Annotated in this window: 16 protein-coding genes and 1 other RNA gene; 4 read left to right on the top strand and 13 right to left on the bottom strand. The window is 64.4% G+C overall.

The genetic code is table 11. The annotated features are described in order from the left end of the window. Positions 1 to 2: 2 nt before the first annotated feature. Together IVB45_RS27900 and miaA are read right to left on the bottom strand one after the other, a co-directional pair. Entirely contained in the window at positions 3 to 1,778 is a 1,776-nt protein-coding gene (locus IVB45_RS27900) for an acetolactate synthase 3 large subunit (RefSeq protein ID WP_007600983.1), read from the bottom strand. A gap of 330 nt (positions 1,779 to 2,108) precedes the next feature. Then, the gene (miaA, locus tag IVB45_RS27905) at positions 2,109 to 3,062 is read right to left on the bottom strand and encodes a tRNA (adenosine(37)-N6)-dimethylallyltransferase MiaA (protein ID WP_247358807.1); all 954 of its coding nucleotides are present in this window, start codon (positions 3,060 to 3,062) and stop codon (positions 2,109 to 2,111) included. Between the two features lie 11 nt (positions 3,063 to 3,073). On the opposite strand from miaA, the gene serB reads away from it, so the two are divergent. Further along, a complete protein-coding gene (gene serB, locus IVB45_RS27910; protein WP_247358805.1) occupies positions 3,074 to 3,979 on the top strand; it encodes a phosphoserine phosphatase SerB in 906 nt (301 codons plus the stop codon). Positions 3,980 to 4,109: 130 nt separating this feature from the next. Here the strand turns inward: serB and IVB45_RS27915 are convergent, their stop codons facing one another. The 11 genes from IVB45_RS27915 to IVB45_RS27965 all read right to left on the bottom strand — a co-directional run bounded on the left by IVB45_RS27915 (position 4,110) and on the right by IVB45_RS27965 (position 13,805). Next, on the bottom strand, positions 4,110 to 5,609 hold the full coding sequence (locus tag IVB45_RS27915; RefSeq protein ID WP_027570797.1) for a Do family serine endopeptidase: 1,500 nt from the start codon (positions 5,607 to 5,609) through the stop codon (positions 4,110 to 4,112). A 144-nt stretch (positions 5,610 to 5,753) separates the two neighbouring features. Continuing rightward, positions 5,754 to 5,960, bottom strand: coding sequence for a DUF2065 domain-containing protein (locus IVB45_RS27920; protein WP_007600979.1), 207 nt, complete (start codon positions 5,958 to 5,960; stop codon positions 5,754 to 5,756). A gap of 71 nt (positions 5,961 to 6,031) precedes the next feature. Continuing rightward, positions 6,032 to 6,928, bottom strand: a complete 897-nt coding sequence (locus IVB45_RS27925; RefSeq protein WP_018454336.1) for a protease modulator HflC — start codon at positions 6,926 to 6,928, stop codon at positions 6,032 to 6,034. Beyond that, complete coding sequence (gene hflK, locus IVB45_RS27930; protein ID WP_247358804.1) at positions 6,925 to 8,061, bottom strand: FtsH protease activity modulator HflK; 1,137 nt, start codon at positions 8,059 to 8,061, stop codon at positions 6,925 to 6,927. Before hflK ends, IVB45_RS27925 begins: the two co-directional genes overlap by 4 nt. 153 nt (positions 8,062 to 8,214) lie before the next feature. Next, on the bottom strand, positions 8,215 to 8,724 hold the full coding sequence (locus tag IVB45_RS27935; RefSeq protein WP_247358802.1) for a dihydrofolate reductase: 510 nt from the start codon (positions 8,722 to 8,724) through the stop codon (positions 8,215 to 8,217). After that, positions 8,724 to 9,209: a GNAT family N-acetyltransferase gene (locus IVB45_RS27940; protein WP_247358800.1), complete on the bottom strand. Its 486-nt coding sequence runs from the start codon at positions 9,207 to 9,209 to the stop codon at positions 8,724 to 8,726. Before IVB45_RS27940 ends, IVB45_RS27935 begins: the two co-directional genes overlap by 1 nt. A 5-nt stretch (positions 9,210 to 9,214) precedes the next feature. Then, entirely contained in the window at positions 9,215 to 10,009 is a 795-nt protein-coding gene (locus IVB45_RS27945) for a thymidylate synthase (protein WP_007613362.1), read from the bottom strand. Positions 10,010 to 10,230: 221 nt separating this feature from the next. Further along, the gene (locus IVB45_RS27950) at positions 10,231 to 11,796 is read right to left on the bottom strand and encodes a tripartite tricarboxylate transporter permease (protein ID WP_007600973.1); all 1,566 of its coding nucleotides are present in this window, start codon (positions 11,794 to 11,796) and stop codon (positions 10,231 to 10,233) included. A 7-nt stretch (positions 11,797 to 11,803) separates the two neighbouring features. Next, on the bottom strand, positions 11,804 to 12,565 hold the full coding sequence (locus IVB45_RS27955; RefSeq protein ID WP_247358798.1) for a tripartite tricarboxylate transporter TctB family protein: 762 nt from the start codon (positions 12,563 to 12,565) through the stop codon (positions 11,804 to 11,806). A 95-nt stretch (positions 12,566 to 12,660) separates the two neighbouring features. Next, positions 12,661 to 13,191, bottom strand: coding sequence for a chromate transporter (locus IVB45_RS27960; RefSeq protein WP_247358796.1), 531 nt, complete (start codon positions 13,189 to 13,191; stop codon positions 12,661 to 12,663). Further along, positions 13,188 to 13,805 (bottom strand): chromate transporter, encoded by a 618-nt coding sequence (locus IVB45_RS27965; protein ID WP_247358795.1) that lies wholly within the window; start codon positions 13,803 to 13,805, stop codon positions 13,188 to 13,190. The genes IVB45_RS27960 and IVB45_RS27965 overlap by 4 nt, the downstream gene beginning before the upstream one ends. 84 nt (positions 13,806 to 13,889) lie before the next feature. Between IVB45_RS27965 and ssrA the strand changes: the two genes are divergently transcribed. The 3 genes from ssrA (at position 13,890) to fumC (ending at position 16,429) form a co-directional block, all read left to right on the top strand. Then, positions 13,890 to 14,254, top strand: a transfer-messenger RNA (tmRNA) gene (gene ssrA / locus IVB45_RS27970). Between the two features lie 114 nt (positions 14,255 to 14,368). After that, a complete protein-coding gene (locus IVB45_RS27975; protein ID WP_247358793.1) occupies positions 14,369 to 14,884 on the top strand; it encodes a ClpXP protease specificity-enhancing factor SspB in 516 nt (171 codons plus the stop codon). A gap of 99 nt (positions 14,885 to 14,983) precedes the next feature. Continuing rightward, positions 14,984 to 16,429 carry a class II fumarate hydratase gene (gene fumC, locus IVB45_RS27980; RefSeq protein WP_247358791.1) on the top strand — a complete coding sequence of 482 codons (1,446 nt, stop codon included), beginning with the start codon at positions 14,984 to 14,986 and terminating at the stop codon, positions 16,427 to 16,429. Positions 16,430 to 16,480: the final 51 nt, after the last annotated feature.

A 16,480-nucleotide genomic window follows, 5' to 3' on the forward strand; every position in this document is an offset into this window, starting at 1 on the left:
CATCACACCAGCGCCTTGCCGCCGGCGAACGCCTTTGCGGTGGCTTCGTCGTTCGCCTGCTCCGGCAACAGCATCTCGTTGTGCGCCTTGCCGGAGGGGATCATCGGGAAGCAGTTTTCCAGCGACGCGACGCGGCAGTCGAACAGCACCGGACGCTTGACCGAGATCATCTCCTGGATGGCGCCGTCGAGATCGCCGGGCTTGTGCACCTGGATACCGACGCCGCCATAGGCTTCCGCGAGCTTGACGAAATCCGGCATCGCCTCCGAGTAGGAATGCGACAGGCGGTTGCCATGGAGCAGCTGCTGCCACTGCCGCACCATGCCCATGTACTGGTTGTTCAGGATGAAGATCTTGATCGGCAGCTCGTACTGCACCGCCGTCGACATCTCCTGCATCGTCATCTGCACCGAGGCATCGCCCGCGATGTCGATGACGAGGCTGTCGGGATGGGCAACCTGCACGCCGACCGCGGCCGGCAAGCCGTAGCCCATGGTGCCGAGACCGCCCGAGGTCATCCAGCGATGCGGCTCCTCGAAGCCGTAGAACTGCGCCGCCCACATCTGATGCTGGCCGACCTCGGTGGTGATGTAGGTGTCCCTGCCGCGCGTCGCCTCGAACAGGCTCTGGATCGCATGCTGCGGAAGAATGACGTCGTTGCTCTTCCTGTAGTAGAGCGAGTTGCGGGCGCGCCACTGCGCGATCTGCTGCCACCAGGCCTTGATGTCGGGCTTCTTCGCCTCCGCCTTGAACACTTGAAGAATGTCGCCGAGAATGTTGCCGCAGTCGCCGATGATCGGCACGTCGACGCGGATGTTCTTGTTGATCGAGGACGGGTCGATGTCGATGTGGATCTTCTTCGAGCCCGGCGAGAACGCATCAACGCGGCCGGTGATGCGGTCGTCGAAGCGCGCGCCGACGCACAGCATGACGTCGCAATCATGCATGGTCATGTTTGCTTCGTAGGTGCCGTGCATGCCAAGCATGCCGAGCCAGCTCTTGCCCGACGCGGGATATGCGCCGAGGCCCATCAGCGTGGAGGTGATCGGAAAGCCGGTGACCTCGACCAACTCGCGCAGCAGCCTGGTGGCTTCAGGGCCGGAATTGATCACGCCGCCGCCGCTGTAGATCACCGGGCGCTTGGCGCCTGCGAGCAGCGCCACGGCCTTGCGGATCTGCGTCGCATCGCCCTTCACCCGCGGCGCGTAGGAGCGATGCACGTCGGATTTGCGCGGCGGATGATAGGTGCCGGTCGCGAACTGCACGTCCTTGGGCACGTCGACGAGCACCGGGCCCGGTCGCCCCGTGGTCGCAACGTAGAAGGCCTCGTGCAGCACCTTTGCGAGATCGTTGACGTCGCGCACCAGCCAATTGTGTTTGGTGCAGGGGCGCGTGATGCCGACGGTGTCGCATTCCTGGAACGCGTCATTGCCGATCAGATGCGTCGGCACCTGGCCGGAGATGCAGACCAGCGGGATCGAGTCCATCAGCGCGTCGGTGAGCGGCGTCACCATGTTGGTGGCGCCGGGACCGGAGGTCACCAGTGCAACGCCGGGCCGGCCGGTCGAACGCGCATAACCCTCGGCGGCGTGACCCGCACCCTGCTCGTGGCGGACCAGGATGTGCTGGACTTCGCTCTGCTGGAAAATCTCGTCGTAGATCGGGAGCACCGCGCCGCCGGGGTAGCCGAAAATGTCGGTCACGCCATGATCGATGAGCGCGCGGACGATCATCGCGGCGCCGGTCATCTGGTTCGGATCGTGGCTCTTGTCGCTCATTGGCTTGCTCCGGATGCGCTGTTGTCAGCGGCTTCGTTCGTGTCGGGTTTTCGAAAATAAAAAAGGCCCCGAAGAGGGCCCATGCACACCGCCTGTCATGTGGATGGCAGCTAGCCACCCCCGGCGGTGTGCCTGGGTACGACGGCGATAAGGAGTTTGGTAATAATGTTACGCATGGCAGGTGTCCAGCTTCCCAAAGGTTGCGCGAAACATAGCGGCCGGAGCCCCGATGTCAAGGCAATGTGGCCGTTCCCGCGCGATTTTGGCAGTGTAGCGGTGTTCCCGGGGTTGGGCGAGAGGTAAATTCGGGAGCCGAGGCACAAAAGCGTGTCAGCCTTGGTCCCGTGCCGCGTTCACGATCGCGGGCCAGCCTCGAATCTCCTCCGGCTTCACCCACTCGAATTCGGGCAATTGGTGCCGGAACCAGGTGAACTGCCGCTTGGCGTAGTGGCGGGTGTCGGCGCGGCCGATGGTAGCCGCTTGCTCCAGGCTGAGCTCACCACGCAGATGCCGGACCAGGGCCGGCACGCCATGAGCTTTCATCGCCGGCAGCAGCGGATCGAGGTTTCGGGCGGCGAGACGCTCGACCTCCTCCAGCGCGCCAGCACCCAACATGGCATCGAAGCGGGCGTCGATGCGCGCATAGAGCTCGTCGCGTTCGGGCGCGAGGAACACGGCGCGAAAACTGTCCTTCGGCAGCAGCGGCGGCTGGCCCTCATGGTGCCAGTCCAGCAGCGAACGGCCGGTAGCTTTGACCACTTCGAGCGCGCGCGCAATGCGCGTGCGATCACGCAGGTTCAATCGCTCGGCGGCTCGCGGATCGGAGGCTGCGAGTTCCGCATGCAGCGCCTCGACGCCGTTCCGCTCCAGCCGCGCTCGAACGTCCTCGCGCACCTCGGCGGGGATCGGCGGCACCACGGAAAGGCCCGCCGTCAGCGCCTTGAAGTACAGCCCGGTGCCGCCGATGAAGATCGGCAGGCGGCCTTCGGCTTTCGCCACTTCGAGCGCCTTGGCCGCGTCGCCCACCCAGGCGCCAGCCGAAAAATTCACGGCCGCATCGACATGGCCGTACAGGCGATGAGGCGCCCGCGCCTCGTCGCCATCTGTGGGGCGCGCGGTGATGATGCGGAGGTCGCGATAGACCTGCATGGAATCGGCATTGATCACGACCCCGCCCGCAGCGAGCGCAAGCTCGAGCGCCAGCGCCGACTTGCCGCTGGCGGTCGGGCCTGCGATAAGCACCGCCTTGCCAACATGCCTTCTGCCGGCTTGCCCCTCGCTCACGAAAACCTCAAATGTCCCTCGTCGCCACGCTGATCTGTAACCCGAATAACCCCGCGCTCGACTCGACCATCGTCGACGGCGCCCGCGCCGTGCTGCCACAGGCGGCTCCCGCGCACTGGCTGTTCGAAGGGGTTGCAGTCGACATCCCCTTCGGCGCCGACAGTAACCTCGAAGGCGACCGTCACGCCATCGAGCAGCGGCTCCGCGAGCTTCGCGGCGACCTGCCCATCGACATCGTGGTGCAACCAGTCGGCTTCCGGCGCAAGAAGCTTTTTCTCGCCGACATGGATTCTACCATGATCGGCCAGGAATGCATCGACGAGCTCGCCGATTTCGTCGGGGTGAAGGCCCATGTGGCAGCCATTACCGAACGCGCGATGCGCGGCGAAGTCGAGTTCGAGCCGGCGCTGCGCGAGCGCGTTGCTCTGCTCAAGGACCTCCCCGCCAGTGCCGTCGACGAGGTGCTGGCCAAGCGCATTACGCTGACGCCGGGTGGCCGCGAACTGGTCGCCACCATGCGCGCCCACGGCGCTTACGCCTGTCTCGTCTCCGGCGGCTTCACGCTGTTCACCAGCGCGGTCGCCACCAGGATCGGTTTCCAGGAGAACCGGGCCAATGAGCTCGTCGTCCGCGACGGCAAGTTCACCGGCGAGGTGAAGGAGCCGATTTTGGGGCGCGCGGCAAAGCTCGCGACGCTGGTGGATCTGATGGAGTCGTTCGATCTCGACGACATCGACTCGCTGGCGGTCGGCGACGGCGCCAATGATCTCGCGATGATCCAGGCGGCGGGCCTGGGCGTGGCGTATCACGCCAAGCCGGCGGTGGCTGCTGCCGCAGCGGCGCGGATCGATCATGGCGATCTCACCGCGCTGCTGTACGCGCAGGGGTATCGACGCGAGGAGTTCGTGGAGGCGTAAGTCTTACCGCACGCCCAACTGCTGTAGGGTGGGCAAACGCGCATTTGCGCCGTGCCCACCACTCTTGCAGCAGTGGTGGAAAAGTGGTGGGCACGCTTCGCTTTGCCCACCCTACAGAACTGCGCCGTGCTTACTGCACGCTCAACGCCACGAAGCGCAGCTCACCGTCGGCGTTCGAGACCAGCAGCAGCACCGACTTCTTGCCGTCCTTCTTGAGCTGGTCGATCCGCTTCTGGATGTCGGCGCCGCTGGAGACGCTCTCCTGCGCCACCTCGACGATGACGTCGCCGGCGGAGAGGCGCTTCTCGGCGGCATCCGAATTAGCGTCGACATTGGTGACGACCACGCCCTTGACGCTGTCCTTGATCTTGTAGCGCGTACGCAGATCCTTGCTCAGCGCCGCGAGATCGAGGCCGAGCGCCTTCTGTGTCACGGTCTTTTCAGGTGCGGGCTCGTCGGTCTTCACTGCGGCCTGCACCTTGTCGGGATCCTGCAGCCGGCCGAGCATGACCTTCTTGGTCTCCTCCTGACCCTTGCGGATGATGACGACATCGACCTCCTTGCCGACCGCGGTGTCGGCGACCACGCGAGAGAGATCCTTGGGGTCCTTGACGTCCTTGCCGTCGAACTTGACGACGACGTCGCCGGGCTCGATGCCGGCCGGTTTGGCAGGGCCCTTGTCGTCGACGCCGGCAACCAGCGCGCCCCGCGGCGGCTTGATGTTGAGGCTCTCGGCGATCTCGTCGGTGACGCTCTGGATGCGCACGCCCAGCCAGCCGCGGCGCAATTCGCCGAACTGGCGGAGCTGGTCGACGACACCCGCCACCGTCTTCGACGGCACGGCGAAGCCGATGCCGATCGAGCCCCCGGAAGGCGAGATGATCAGCGTGTTGACGCCGATGACGTCGCCATCGAGGTTGAAAAGCGGACCGCCGGAATTGCCGCGGTTGATGGAGGCGTCGGTCTGAATGTAGCTGTCGTAGGGACCTGAGGAGATGTCACGGTTCTTCGCCGAGACGATACCGGCCGTCACGGTGCCGCCGAGGCTGAAAGGATTGCCGATCGCGACGACCCAATCGCCGAGGCGCAGCTTGTCGGAATCGCCGAACTTCACCGACACCAGCGGTTTCGACGGCTTGAACTTGAGCACGGCAAGATCGGTCTTCTTGTCGACTCCGACCAGCTCGGCCTTGATCTTGGTCCCGTCGTTGAGGATGACGTTGATCTCGTCGGCGTCCGCAATGACGTGGTTGTTGGTGACGACGACGCCTGATGTGTCGATGATGAAGCCACTTCCGAGCGAGTTGGTCTTGCGCGGCGCCGGGCTATTCTCGCCGCCCTTGCTGCCGCCGCCGGGACCCTTGCGATTCTTGAAGAAGTCGTCGAAGAACTCCTCGAAGGGCGAACCGGGCGGCAGTTGCGGCATGGCATTGCCGCCGCCCCCGCCCTTGGCTTCGACGGTCTGCGAGGTCGAGATGTTGACGACCGCGTCGATCACCTTTTCGGCGACGTCGGCGATGCCATCCGGTCCGCGCGCATAGGCCGGTGTGCCGAATGCGCTGAAAACGCCAACGGCGAGCGCGGCCAGCCCTAAGCGCAAACGGGTCGGGGCAATGGTGGCAGCGGTCATTGTGATCTCCAGGAAACAAGGATTCGGCGTCAAGACTGCGCTCGAACGGGGGGACGGCGCAAGCGCGGACCTTAACGGGCCTCAAGACCCGGACAATAAGGCGAAAACCGGTCCCTCGCCTTCACTTTGGCGTTGGTGCGACGGCTAAATTGGACGTCGCATAACCCAGATCAGGACCAAGCCGGCCACGGCCGAACCGATGCCGACCGCCCGCAGGACATTGTCCGGCGTGGCCATCGCGCTTTTCATGGCCTTGCGCATCCAGGCCGGGCTTGCCGCGAACATCAAGCCTTCCAGCACGAACAGGATGCCCAAACCGATGAGGAAGTCGGTGAACGCAATGGACCTCATCGGATTGGAACCTCCCGTTGTGCTGTTCTTGTCTGAACGAAGGGCGGCCAGACCTGCCGCCCTTGTCTCACTTACGGCTTCGCTGGCGTCGTGGTCGCCGTCTTGCCGGACGGGTTACCAAAGAACCGGAAGAAATCCGAGTCCGGGCGCAGTAGGAAGCGGGTGTCGTTCGCGCGCAGCCCGGTTTCATAGGCCGCCATCGAGCGGTAGAAGGCGAAGAAATCCGCGTCCTGGCCGTAGGCTTCGGCGAACAGACGGTTGCGCTCGGCATCGCCGACGCCGCGCGTCTGCTCGGCCAGCGACCTTGCATCCGCCTCGATCACGGTCGCCTCGCGGTCGGCCTTGGAGCGGATCTCCTGTGCTTTCTGGCCGCCCTGCGCGCGGAACTCGGCGGCTTCGCGCTCGCGTTCCGTCTTCATGCGCTGATAGACCGCCTGGCTGTTCTGCTCCGGCAAATCGGCGCGGCGGATCCGGACGTCGACGACCTGGATGCCGTAGCCGTCGGCCTCGTGGTCGAGCTGATCGCGGATGCGCTGCATCAGCTTCTCGCGGTCGTCGCGGACCACGTTGATGAAGGTGACCTCGCCGAGCACGCGGCGTAGCGCCGCGTTCAAGAGCGTGGTGAGCTGGATGTTGGCGGCCTGGATCGAGCCGATGCTCTGATAGAAGCGAAGCGCGTCCTTGATGCGGTAACGCGCGAAGGCGTCGACCACGAGCCGCTTTTGGTCGGACGCGATCGCTTCCTGCGACGGGTTCTCCAGATCGAGGATGCGCTTGTCGATGTTGATCACCGAATTCCACGGCGCCTTGAAGTGCAGGCCGGGAGCGGTGACGACGTCGACGGGCTTGCCGAACTGCAGCACGATGGTCTGCTCGGTCTGCGCCACCGTGAACAGGGACATGTAGCCCACGATCACGACGAGCAGGAGGCCGAGCAGCGTGACGATACCTGTGACCGGAGATCTCATCGGTTGCCTCCGGTCGTCTGCTGGCCGGTTGCAGGTGGCCGCTTGGTCGTCAGTTCGCTGAGCGGCAGATAAGGCACGACGCCCTGGCCCGACTGGCCGCCGTCATAGATGAGCTTTTCCGAGCCGCCGAGCACGCGCTCCATCGTCTCCAGATAAATCCGTTCACGTGTCACGTCGGGCGCCTTCTTGTATTCCTCGTAAACCTTCAGGAAGCGCGAGCTCTGGCCCTTGGCCTCGGCGACCGTCTGCTCCCTGTAGCCTTCGGCGGCCTGCATGATCTGCGCCGCGCGTCCGCGTGCCTGCGGCACGACCTGGTTGGCATAGGTCTGCGCCTCGTTCTGCAGCTGCTCGAGATTGGCGCGCGCCGCCTGGACGTCGCGGAAGGCGTCGATCACCTGCGCCGGCGGGTCGACCTTCTGCATCTGCACCTGGCTGATCTGAATGCCGGCGCCGTAGCTGTCCAGGGTCTTCTGGATCAGTTCCTGCACGCCCTGTTCGGTGACGTTGCGCGCGCCGGTCAGGATCGGTTGGATCTGCGAGCGGCCGATCACCTCGCGCATCGCGCTCTCGGCGACCGCCTTCACGGTGCCTTCGGGATTCTGGATGTTGAAGAGGAAATCGCCGACGCCGTTGGGCTTGATGCGCCAGAGCACGGTGAAGTCGACGTCGACGATGTTCTCGTCGCCGGTCAACATCAGGCTCTCTTCCGGCACGTCACGAATGGAGCGGCCGCGCCGCGCCGGATCGTCGATCAGCGTCATGCCGATCGAGATGGTGGAAACGCGCAAGGCCTTTGGCAGCAGCACGGTCTCGATCGGATAGGGCAGATGGTAGTTCAGGCCGGGCTCTACGGAGCGGACATGCTTGCCGAAGCGCAGCACGACGCCGAGCTCTTCGGACTGCACCCGGAAGAAGCCCGACAACAGCCAGAACGCGACGATGAGCAGCACGATCAGCGTGATGCCGATGCCGGAGAAATAGCCACCCGGCATGATCTGCTGGAGCCGATCCTGGCCGCGCCGCAGAAGGTCTTCCAGATCCGGCGGCCTTGGCCCGACCGGTTGCGGGCCGTTGCCCCATGGTCCCTTCGGACCCGAGCCCCATGGGCCACCGCCCTGATTCTTCCACGGCATTCGACGCTCTCCTCGGCAGGGTGAAATTGCCCCCGCCCGCTTTGTCCGGTCCGGCTTTATAGGGGACAGGCAGGTCCCTTACAACGCAGCCATCGCCGCCCTCCGAGCTAAGCTTGGGGGCAGAAAAGTCAATGTTAACATTGGCAAATGCGGTTAATGGCCCGCCCGCCGACGATATGTCACATAGGAGTAGTCGGCGCTGTCGTGGGGTCCGGCAGGATGACGGATGCGCTCCACCTCATCCCACTCGGCCCTGTCGATGCCGAAATGCGTGTCGCCCTCGGGGCGGGCATGCACTTCCGTGATTTCGAGGCGATCGGCGCGATCGAGCCATTGCCGGAAGATTTCGGCGCCGCCAATCACGGCGATCTCGGTGACCGAACGCCGCAGGGCATCGCCGCGCGCGATGGCGTCTGCCTCATCAGTCGAGGTCGTCACGATGGCGCCGGCGGCGCGATAATCCGCATCGCGCGTGACGACGATGTTGGTGCGGCCGGGAAGCGGCCGGGGCAGGGATTCGAAGGTCCTGCGGCCCATGATCACGGGCTTGCCGATCGTGAGCGCCTTGAAGCGCGCCATGTCGGATTTCATTCGCCACGGCATGGCGTTGCCGGCGCCGATGACGCCGTTCTCCGCGATCGCGACGACGAAGACGATCTCCATCAGGACGCGCTCCCGGTAAGCCGCGTCAACGCAGGCCCGGTGACGCGGCACAGCGTCCAGTCGTCCAGCATGACGGCACCGAGGGATTTATAGAAGGCGATCGACGGCGCGTTCCAGTCGAGCACCGCCCATTGCAGCCGGGACCAGCCGTTTTCGACGCATTCCCTGGCAAGGTGCACGAGCAGAGCCTTGCCGAGGCCCCTACCCCGATGCGACGGCCGCACATACAAATCCTCGAGATAGATGCCGTGGCGGCCGCTGAACGTCGAGAAATTCGCAAACCACACCGCGAAGCCGACCGGCTCGCCGTTCCACTCGGCGAGGGCGCAATGGAGTTGCGGTCGCTCGCCGAACAGGGCGTCGGCGATGTCAGCCTCGGTCGCCTCGACCTCGTGCGAAAGCTTTTCGTACTCGGCGAGCTCGCGGATGAAAGCGAGAACCAGCCCGGCTTCGCCGGGACGCACACGGCGGATATTGAGCGACATCGGCGTCAGACCGCGACCGCGGCCTTGATGTGCGGATGCGGGTCGTAGCCGACGAGCTCAAAGTCCTCGTAACGGAAGGAGAAGATGTCCTTCACGTCGGGGTTGATCCGCATCACCGGCAGCGCGCGCGGCGCGCGCGTGAGCTGGAGCTTCGCCTGCTCCAGATGGTTGGAATAGAGATGGGTGTCACCGAATGAATGCACGAAGTCGCCGGGCTTCAAGCCCGTGACCTGCGCCACCATCATGGTGAGCAGCGCGTAGGAGGCGATGTTGAAGGGCACGCCGAGGAACACGTCAGCCGAGCGCTGATAGAGCTGGCACGACAGCTTGCCGTTTGCGACGTAGAACTGGAACAGGCAGTGGCACGGCGGCAGCGCCATCTTGTCGACCTCGGCCGGATTCCAGGCCGAGACGATCAGGCGGCGCGAGTCCGGATTGCGCTTGATCATGTCGATGACGTTCGCGATCTGATCGATACTGCGTCCGTCCGGCGCGGGCCAGGAGCGCCACTGATGGCCGTAGACGGGGCCAAGATCGCCATTGGCGTCGGCCCACTCGTCCCAGATGGTGACGCCGTTGTCGCGCAGATATTTGATGTTGGTATCGCCCTTCAGGAACCATAACAGCTCATGCACGATCGCCTTCAGCGGCAGGCGCTTGGTGGTCAGCATCGGAAAGCCGGCAGACAGGTTGAAGCGCATCTGATGGCCGAACACCGACAGCGTGCCGGTGCCGGTCCGGTCGGTTTTTTCGGCGCCGTCTGAAAGAATCCGCTCGAGCAGGTCCTGATACTGGTGCATGTGCGTGAGCCTTTGGGGAGGCGGCGAATTTAGCGGCCGCCCCCACGCTGCGACAGCGGCGATTCGCCATCCCTGGGCATTATACCCGGAAAAGTGAGCGTTCCCGGTGCAAACGACAACGGGCGGAACTTAGCGTCCCGCCCCTCGTCTATCAGATTGATCCTGCTGGCCAACTTGCCGGCTTGGGTTCGAGCCACGGCGCGCCGGCAGGCGCGTCGCCCTCAGTTCTCGGATTCTGTGAACACCTCGTCGCGCTTGGCACGCAACGCGGGCAGCACCGTGAGCACCAGGAGGAAGGCCGCGATCGCCAGCAGCACGGCCGACAGCGGACGCGTCAGGAACACGCTCCAATCGCCGCGCGAGATCAGCAGCGCGCGGCGCAGGTTCTCTTCCATCAGCGGTCCGAGCACCATGCCGAGCAACAGCGGCGCCGGCTCGAAATCGTGCTTGATCAGCCAGTAGCCGACCAGACCGAACACGCCTGCGAGGATGACGTCGACCGGCGCGTTGTTCACCGAGTAGATGCCGATCGCGCAGAAGATCACGATCGAGGGGAACATCAGCCGGTAAGGGACGCGCAACAGCCGCACCCAAATTCCGACCAGCGGCAGGTTGATGATGATCAGCATCAGATTGCCGATCCACATCGAGGCAATCATGCCCCAGACCAGTTCCGGCTGCTTCTGCATCACCTGCGGACCCGGCACGATGCCGTGGATGGTCATCGCGCCCACCATCAGCGCCATCACGGCGTTGGGCGGGATGCCGAGTGTCAGCAGCGGGATGAAGGAGGTCTGCGCCGCGGCGTTGTTGGCGCTTTCCGGTGCCGCCACGCCCTCGATCGCGCCACGGCCGAACCGCGACGGGTTCTTGGCGATCTTCTTCTCGAGCGTATAGGACGCAAAGGACGCGATGACAGCGCCACCACCCGGCAGGATGCCGAGGATCGAGCCGAGCACGGTGCCGCGCAGGATCGCAGGCGCCGAGTCGATCAAATCCTTCCTGGTCGGCATCAGGCCGGTGATCTTCTGCTGCACCAGGTCGCGGTTCATCTCGGCGCCGGCATCGAGATTGCGGATGATCTCGGCGAAGCCAAACACGCCCATCGCCACCGTCGCAAAGCCGAGACCATCGGCGAGTTCCGGAATGTTGAACGCCATGCGCGAGGCGCCGGTCTCGATGTCGGAGCCGACCATCGACAGCATCAGGCCGAACACGATCATAGCGATCGCCTTCAGCACCGAGCCCTTGGCCAGCACCACCGCGAAGATCAGGCCGAGCACCATCAGCGAGAAATATTCGGCCGGACCGAACGCCAGCGCGAGCTTGGTCAGAGGCGCGCCGAGCACGGCGATGAGCACTGTCGCGACGCAGCCGGCGAAGAACGAGCCGATCGCCGCGATCGCCAGCGCCGGGCCGGCACGGCCCTGCTTCGCCATCTGATGGCCGTCGATGGCGGTGACGACCGACGTCGCCTCACCGGGAATATTGACCAGGATCGAGGTGGTGGAGCCGCCGTACTGGGCGCCGTAATAGATGCCGGCGAGCATGATCAGCGCGCCGACCGGCGGCAATCCGAACGTGATGGGCAGGAGCATCGCCACGGTTGCGACGGTGCCGATACCGGGCAGCACGCCGACCAGCGTGCCAACCAATGCGCCAATCAGGCACATGAGAATGTTGATCGAGATCGGCAGCGACAGACCGTAGAGCCACCAGGGTGACCACCAGGAGATCTGAAACACCACACCGAAACCGAGGCCCAGATTGTGGAAGAGATCGAACATCACACCCTCACTGAACCAGGAAGCGCGGGAACATCGGCATCGGCAGTCCGAGCACGTAGGGGAAGAGCAGCGCGCAGCCGAGCGTCAGGCAGGCGCCGACGATGACCGCTTCGACCCAGCGCGTCTCATGCGTGCCCATCGCCGCGATCAGGAAGCTCGAGAATGCCGTAACCACCACCCCAAGCGGACGAATCGCCAGCGCGAAGAGGACGATCGAGATCATCACGAAGAGCGGCCCGCGCCAGGCATAGTGCGCCATGCTCGGCCCGTCGGTCAGCAGTCCCGTCAACGCAATGCCCGCGCCAAGTGCGACGAGCAGTCCGCCAAACATCCGCGGCGCCGTGCCGGCGCCAAAGGAGAAGCCGCGCATCCCCTGCAAATCGCTGGAGGCCCACAGTGCGAATAGGGCGAGCGCCATGAGCACGATCCCGCCGACATAATCCTGCGCCGACCTGATCGTCATGAAGAACGTGAGAATAGCCACCGCAAAGATCGGATAGGAATAGATCAGCGCCAGCAGCACGTCGGATGACGCCTTCTTAGTGTCACCGCCGACCGCCCCGAGCAACGCGCCGGGCGCCCCCGCGAGCAGCGCCGTAGCGTGGCTGATCACGACAGCGGCCGGGCCGCGTCCGGCGCCCCAGCCAAAGATCGTCCCGAACGACCAGATGAATTCGAAAATCTGCGGCGCTATGGCCAGCAGACAAAAGCTGATCACCACCGAGGTGTTTCGGTTGGCTGTCGCCGAGTGGCCCATCGTATCGGCCATGCATGTCTCCTCCGCGACCCGTAAGCCACGAGCAATGTTGTTCTAATCGGCTGGAAATCGATGCCCCCGCCCGGATCCCTGCCTAGCCATTTTCATTACACAATGCCAGCAAAACCCAACAAGCCCCCGACCAGCAAAATCCATAGTGGATTGATGCGCGAGACGGATGCGACCACTGCAACCGTCGCGGTCAGGAGCAGCGCAGCAAGCGTGCGATCGGTCGACTCGGCGAGGATCAGGGCGCTCGCCGCCATCAGACCGATCGAGAGCGGAACCAGTGCAGCCTGGATCATCCCGGGCCAGCGCGATTGGCTCGGGCGATTGAGGAGCCGGCTGACATAATAGGCAAGCAGCGCGGTGGGCAGGCACATGGCCAAGGTCGCCGCCAGGGCACCGGGGATGCCGGCGACGGCATAGCCGATCAACGTGACGATAAGGACGTTAGGACCTGGTGAGAGCTGCGCGATCGCATAGGCGTCGGCGAACTGCTTGTCGGTCATCCAGTGATGCACGTCGACCGCGATGCGGTGCATCTCGGGCACCGCCGCCGCGGCGCCGCCGACCGCGAACAGCGACATCAGACCGAAGGTCGAGATCAGCGCCCAGATCGGGTTCTCCGCGTTCATGCTGCTACCTTCCGCCGCATCAGGGAGGTGGCGCCGATACTGACGGGGATTGCGACCAGGAGCACCGCCTGGAGCGGCAGGCGAAGAACGCCGATGGCGAGGAAGACGCCCAGCATCAGGATGAGCGCGACGGCGTCCAGCCGCTTGAGCAGCGGCGTCATCATCCGGAAGACCACCGCGACCAAGAGGCCGACGGCCGCACAGGAGATGCCCGCGAGAATGCGGCGCAGCACCTCCACATCGCCGAACCGGGCGTAGACGATCGCGAGCACCGTCATGATCAGCGTGGGCGGCAGCAACAGCCCCGCGAAGGCGGCAATGCCGCCGGCGATCCCGCGCAGCCGCGCGCCGAACACCATCGACAGATTGACGATGTTGGGCCCAGGCAGGAAATGGCAGAGCGCAAACGTCTCGTTGAACTCGTCCGCCGTCATCCAGCGGTGCTGCTCGACGATGGCCTGCCGGGCGAAGACCAAAACCCCGCCGAAGCCCGCCAGCGACATCCGGGCGAAAGCCAGGAACAGCGCGAGCAAGCCCGGCGGAACGGCGCTGGTGGCGGGACCGTCCAGCTCGCGATCTCGTTTTTGGGCAGCCGGTGCGGAATCCTCGGACATGTCAGGAGCTTAGAACGCCGGCCGGCACGCGGCCAAGCCTGCCGGGAACCTATCCCAAGGGAACCTCGGAATGGTCGCTCGAAACACCTGTTATTTGAAACATTTGCCCCCTATATTGGGAGTGCCGGTTCGCCGGCTATGGAAATAAACGGTCGTCGCAATAAACCATTCGGACCCGGGGGCGGTACCCGGCGCCTCCACCAAAGCCCACGAGCGGCTGGCCCTGAAGCGGGCTTTGGCGGGGGCGAAATAGGATCGACGAGGGCGTAAAGGGCGTTCTTTTTCTCGGTATTGTTCCGCCGTTATCGGGCTATGCAATAGTTGCCAACGACAACTTTGCTCCGGTTGCTCAGGCTGCGTAACGCAGTTTGAAAGACCATTCTGAAGTCCTAACGGGTTAAGCTCCGTTAGGCGGGGTTCGGAGGCACCTGGCAACAGAAGCCTCCACTTACCTCTTATTTCCTACCCCGCGGGGACTCCTGCTGACCCGTCAGGCGCGGTACTATTGCGGCTTGGCGAGTCGGGCCGGCAGGGCCCAGCTCCTGGAATGCAACAGGACCACCATGGCGACCGATCATATCCGATACGATGTGCTGGCCCGCGACGCGCTGCGCGGCGTGTTGCGCAAGGTGCTGACCGACGCCGCGTCCCAGGGACTGCCCGGCGAGCATCATTTCTTCATCACCTTCGTGTCGAAGGCCGAGGGCGTGAAATTGTCGTCGCGGCTGCTGGCCCAATATCCGGAAGAGATGACGATCATCCTGCAGCACCAGTTCTGGGATCTGACCGTGCTCGAGGACCGCTTCGAGGTCGGCCTGTCCTTTGGCGGCATTCCGGAGCGGCTGATCGTGCCGTTCAGCGCCATCAAGAGCTTCCTCGATCCGTCCGTGAAATTCGGCCTCCAGTTCGACACCTCCGATGTCGCCGACGTCTCGGCCGAGACATTGCCGGCCACTCCCGCCCCGTCCGCGGTCGCGGTGCCCCCCGCCACTGAACCTGCAGAAGGAACTGAGGAGCCGGCGGCTCCGAACCAGGGCGGCGCCGAAGTCGTGCGATTGGATCGTTTCCGCAAGAAATGATCTAGATTGGGCTGGAGCCCGTCGCAGGCGGCCAAACTCCCTATATAGAGGCACATGATGAGGCCGCGCGGCATTTCGTGCGGCGGAATGGATGTGCTCATGGCGAAAACCTCCAGCTCGAAGACCTCCCGCGCGAAGACCGACGGCTCCTCGCGCCCCGCGACCCGCACCGAGACCGACAGCTTCGGCCCGATCGAGGTCCTCGCCGATCGCTATTGGGGGGCGCAGACCGAACGCTCACGCCAGAATTTTCGCATCGGCATCGATCGCATGCCGATCTCGCTCGTGCATGCGCTCGGCATCGTCAAGCTCGCCGCGGCGCAATCCAACCAGGAGCTCGGCCTGCTCGACCAGCGCCGCGCCAATGCCATCATCCGCGCCGCGCGCGAGGTGATCGAGGGCAAGCTGGACGATCATTTCCCGCTGGTGGTGTGGCAGACCGGCTCGGGCACGCAGAGCAACATGAATCTCAACGAGGTCATCGCCAATCGCGCCAATGAGCTCCTGGGCGGCGAGCTCGGTGCCAAGAAGCCGGTGCATCCCAACGATCACGTCAACATGAGCCAGTCGTCGAACGACTCGTTCCCGACCGCGATGCATATCGCGGCGGCAAGCCGCATCACCGCCGATCTCGTCCCTGCCCTCGGCGAATTGCTGCGCGCGCTGCGCAAGAAGGAGAAGGAGTTCGCAAAGATCGTCAAGATCGGCCGCACCCACACCCAGGACGCGACGCCGCTGACGCTCGGCCAGGAATTTTCCGGCTATGCCGCACAGGTCGAAAGCGGCATCGCCCGGCTCAAGGTCGCGGTGAAGGAGCTCTATCCGCTGGCGCAGGGCGGCACCGCCGTCGGCACCGGCCTCAATTCGAAGCCGCGCTTTGCAAAACTGTTCGCAAAGCACGTTGCCGGGATTACCAAGCTGCCCTTCACCAGCGCCGCCAACAAATTCGAGGCGCTGGCCTCGAACGACGCCTATGTGCTGGCGCACGGCGCCATCAACTCGGTCGCGACAGGCCTGTTCAAGATCGCCAACGACATTCGCCTGCTCGGATCGGGCCCGCGTTCGGGCCTCGGCGAACTGATGCTGCCGGAGAACGAGCCGGGCTCCTCGATCATGCCGGGCAAGGTCAATCCGACGCAGTGCGAGGCGATGACCATGGTGTGCTGCCAGGTGTTCGGCAATCACACCGCGATCACGGTTGCCGGCAGCCAGGGCCATTTCGAGCTCAACGTTTACAAGCCCGTGCTGGCCTACAACATGCTGCACTCGATCCGGCTGATGGCGGACGCCGCGCGCTCCTTCACCGAGCATTGCGTCAGCGGCATCCGCGCCGACGAGAAGCGCATCAAGGAGCTGATGCAGCGTTCGCTGATGCTGGTGACGGCGCTCGCCCCCAAGATCGGCTACGACAACGCGGCCAAGGTGGCCAAGACGGCGCATGCCAACGGCACCACCCTGAAGGAAGAGGCGCTGCGGCTCGGCTTCGTCTCGGCGGAGGAGTTCGACCGCCTGGTGCGCCCCGAGAAGATGACCAGCCCGGGATAAATTCCGAATTCCGATAGCCATCCGTAATGATACGGAGCCCCAAGCTCCATT

The sequence above is a fragment of the Bradyrhizobium sp. 4 genome (assembly GCF_023100905.1).
Classification (GTDB): Bacteria; Pseudomonadota; Alphaproteobacteria; order Rhizobiales; family Xanthobacteraceae; genus Bradyrhizobium.

Coding starts and splice junctions, on each gene's coding strand:
- IVB45_RS27900 (WP_007600983.1), bottom strand. CDS start 1,778: ATGAGCGACAAGAGCCACGATCCGAACCAGATGACCGGCGCCGCGATG.
- serB (WP_247358805.1), top strand. CDS start 3,074: ATGTCCCTCGTCGCCACGCTGATCTGTAACCCGAATAACCCCGCGCTC.
- IVB45_RS27915 (WP_027570797.1), bottom strand. CDS start 5,609: ATGACCGCTGCCACCATTGCCCCGACCCGTTTGCGCTTAGGGCTGGCC.
- IVB45_RS27920 (WP_007600979.1), bottom strand. CDS start 5,960: ATGAGGTCCATTGCGTTCACCGACTTCCTCATCGGTTTGGGCATCCTG.
- IVB45_RS27925 (WP_018454336.1), bottom strand. CDS start 6,928: ATGAGATCTCCGGTCACAGGTATCGTCACGCTGCTCGGCCTCCTGCTC.
- hflK (WP_247358804.1), bottom strand. CDS start 8,061: ATGCCGTGGAAGAATCAGGGCGGTGGCCCATGGGGCTCGGGTCCGAAG.
- IVB45_RS27935 (WP_247358802.1), bottom strand. CDS start 8,724: ATGGAGATCGTCTTCGTCGTCGCGATCGCGGAGAACGGCGTCATCGGC.
- IVB45_RS27940 (WP_247358800.1), bottom strand. CDS start 9,209: ATGTCGCTCAATATCCGCCGTGTGCGTCCCGGCGAAGCCGGGCTGGTT.
- IVB45_RS27945 (WP_007613362.1), bottom strand. CDS start 10,009: ATGCACCAGTATCAGGACCTGCTCGAGCGGATTCTTTCAGACGGCGCC.
- IVB45_RS27950 (WP_007600973.1), bottom strand. CDS start 11,796: ATGTTCGATCTCTTCCACAATCTGGGCCTCGGTTTCGGTGTGGTGTTT.
- IVB45_RS27955 (WP_247358798.1), bottom strand. CDS start 12,565: ATGGCCGATACGATGGGCCACTCGGCGACAGCCAACCGAAACACCTCG.
- IVB45_RS27960 (WP_247358796.1), bottom strand. CDS start 13,191: ATGAACGCGGAGAACCCGATCTGGGCGCTGATCTCGACCTTCGGTCTG.
- IVB45_RS27965 (WP_247358795.1), bottom strand. CDS start 13,805: ATGTCCGAGGATTCCGCACCGGCTGCCCAAAAACGAGATCGCGAGCTG.
- IVB45_RS27975 (WP_247358793.1), top strand. CDS start 14,369: ATGGCGACCGATCATATCCGATACGATGTGCTGGCCCGCGACGCGCTG.
- fumC (WP_247358791.1), top strand. CDS start 14,984: ATGGCGAAAACCTCCAGCTCGAAGACCTCCCGCGCGAAGACCGACGGC.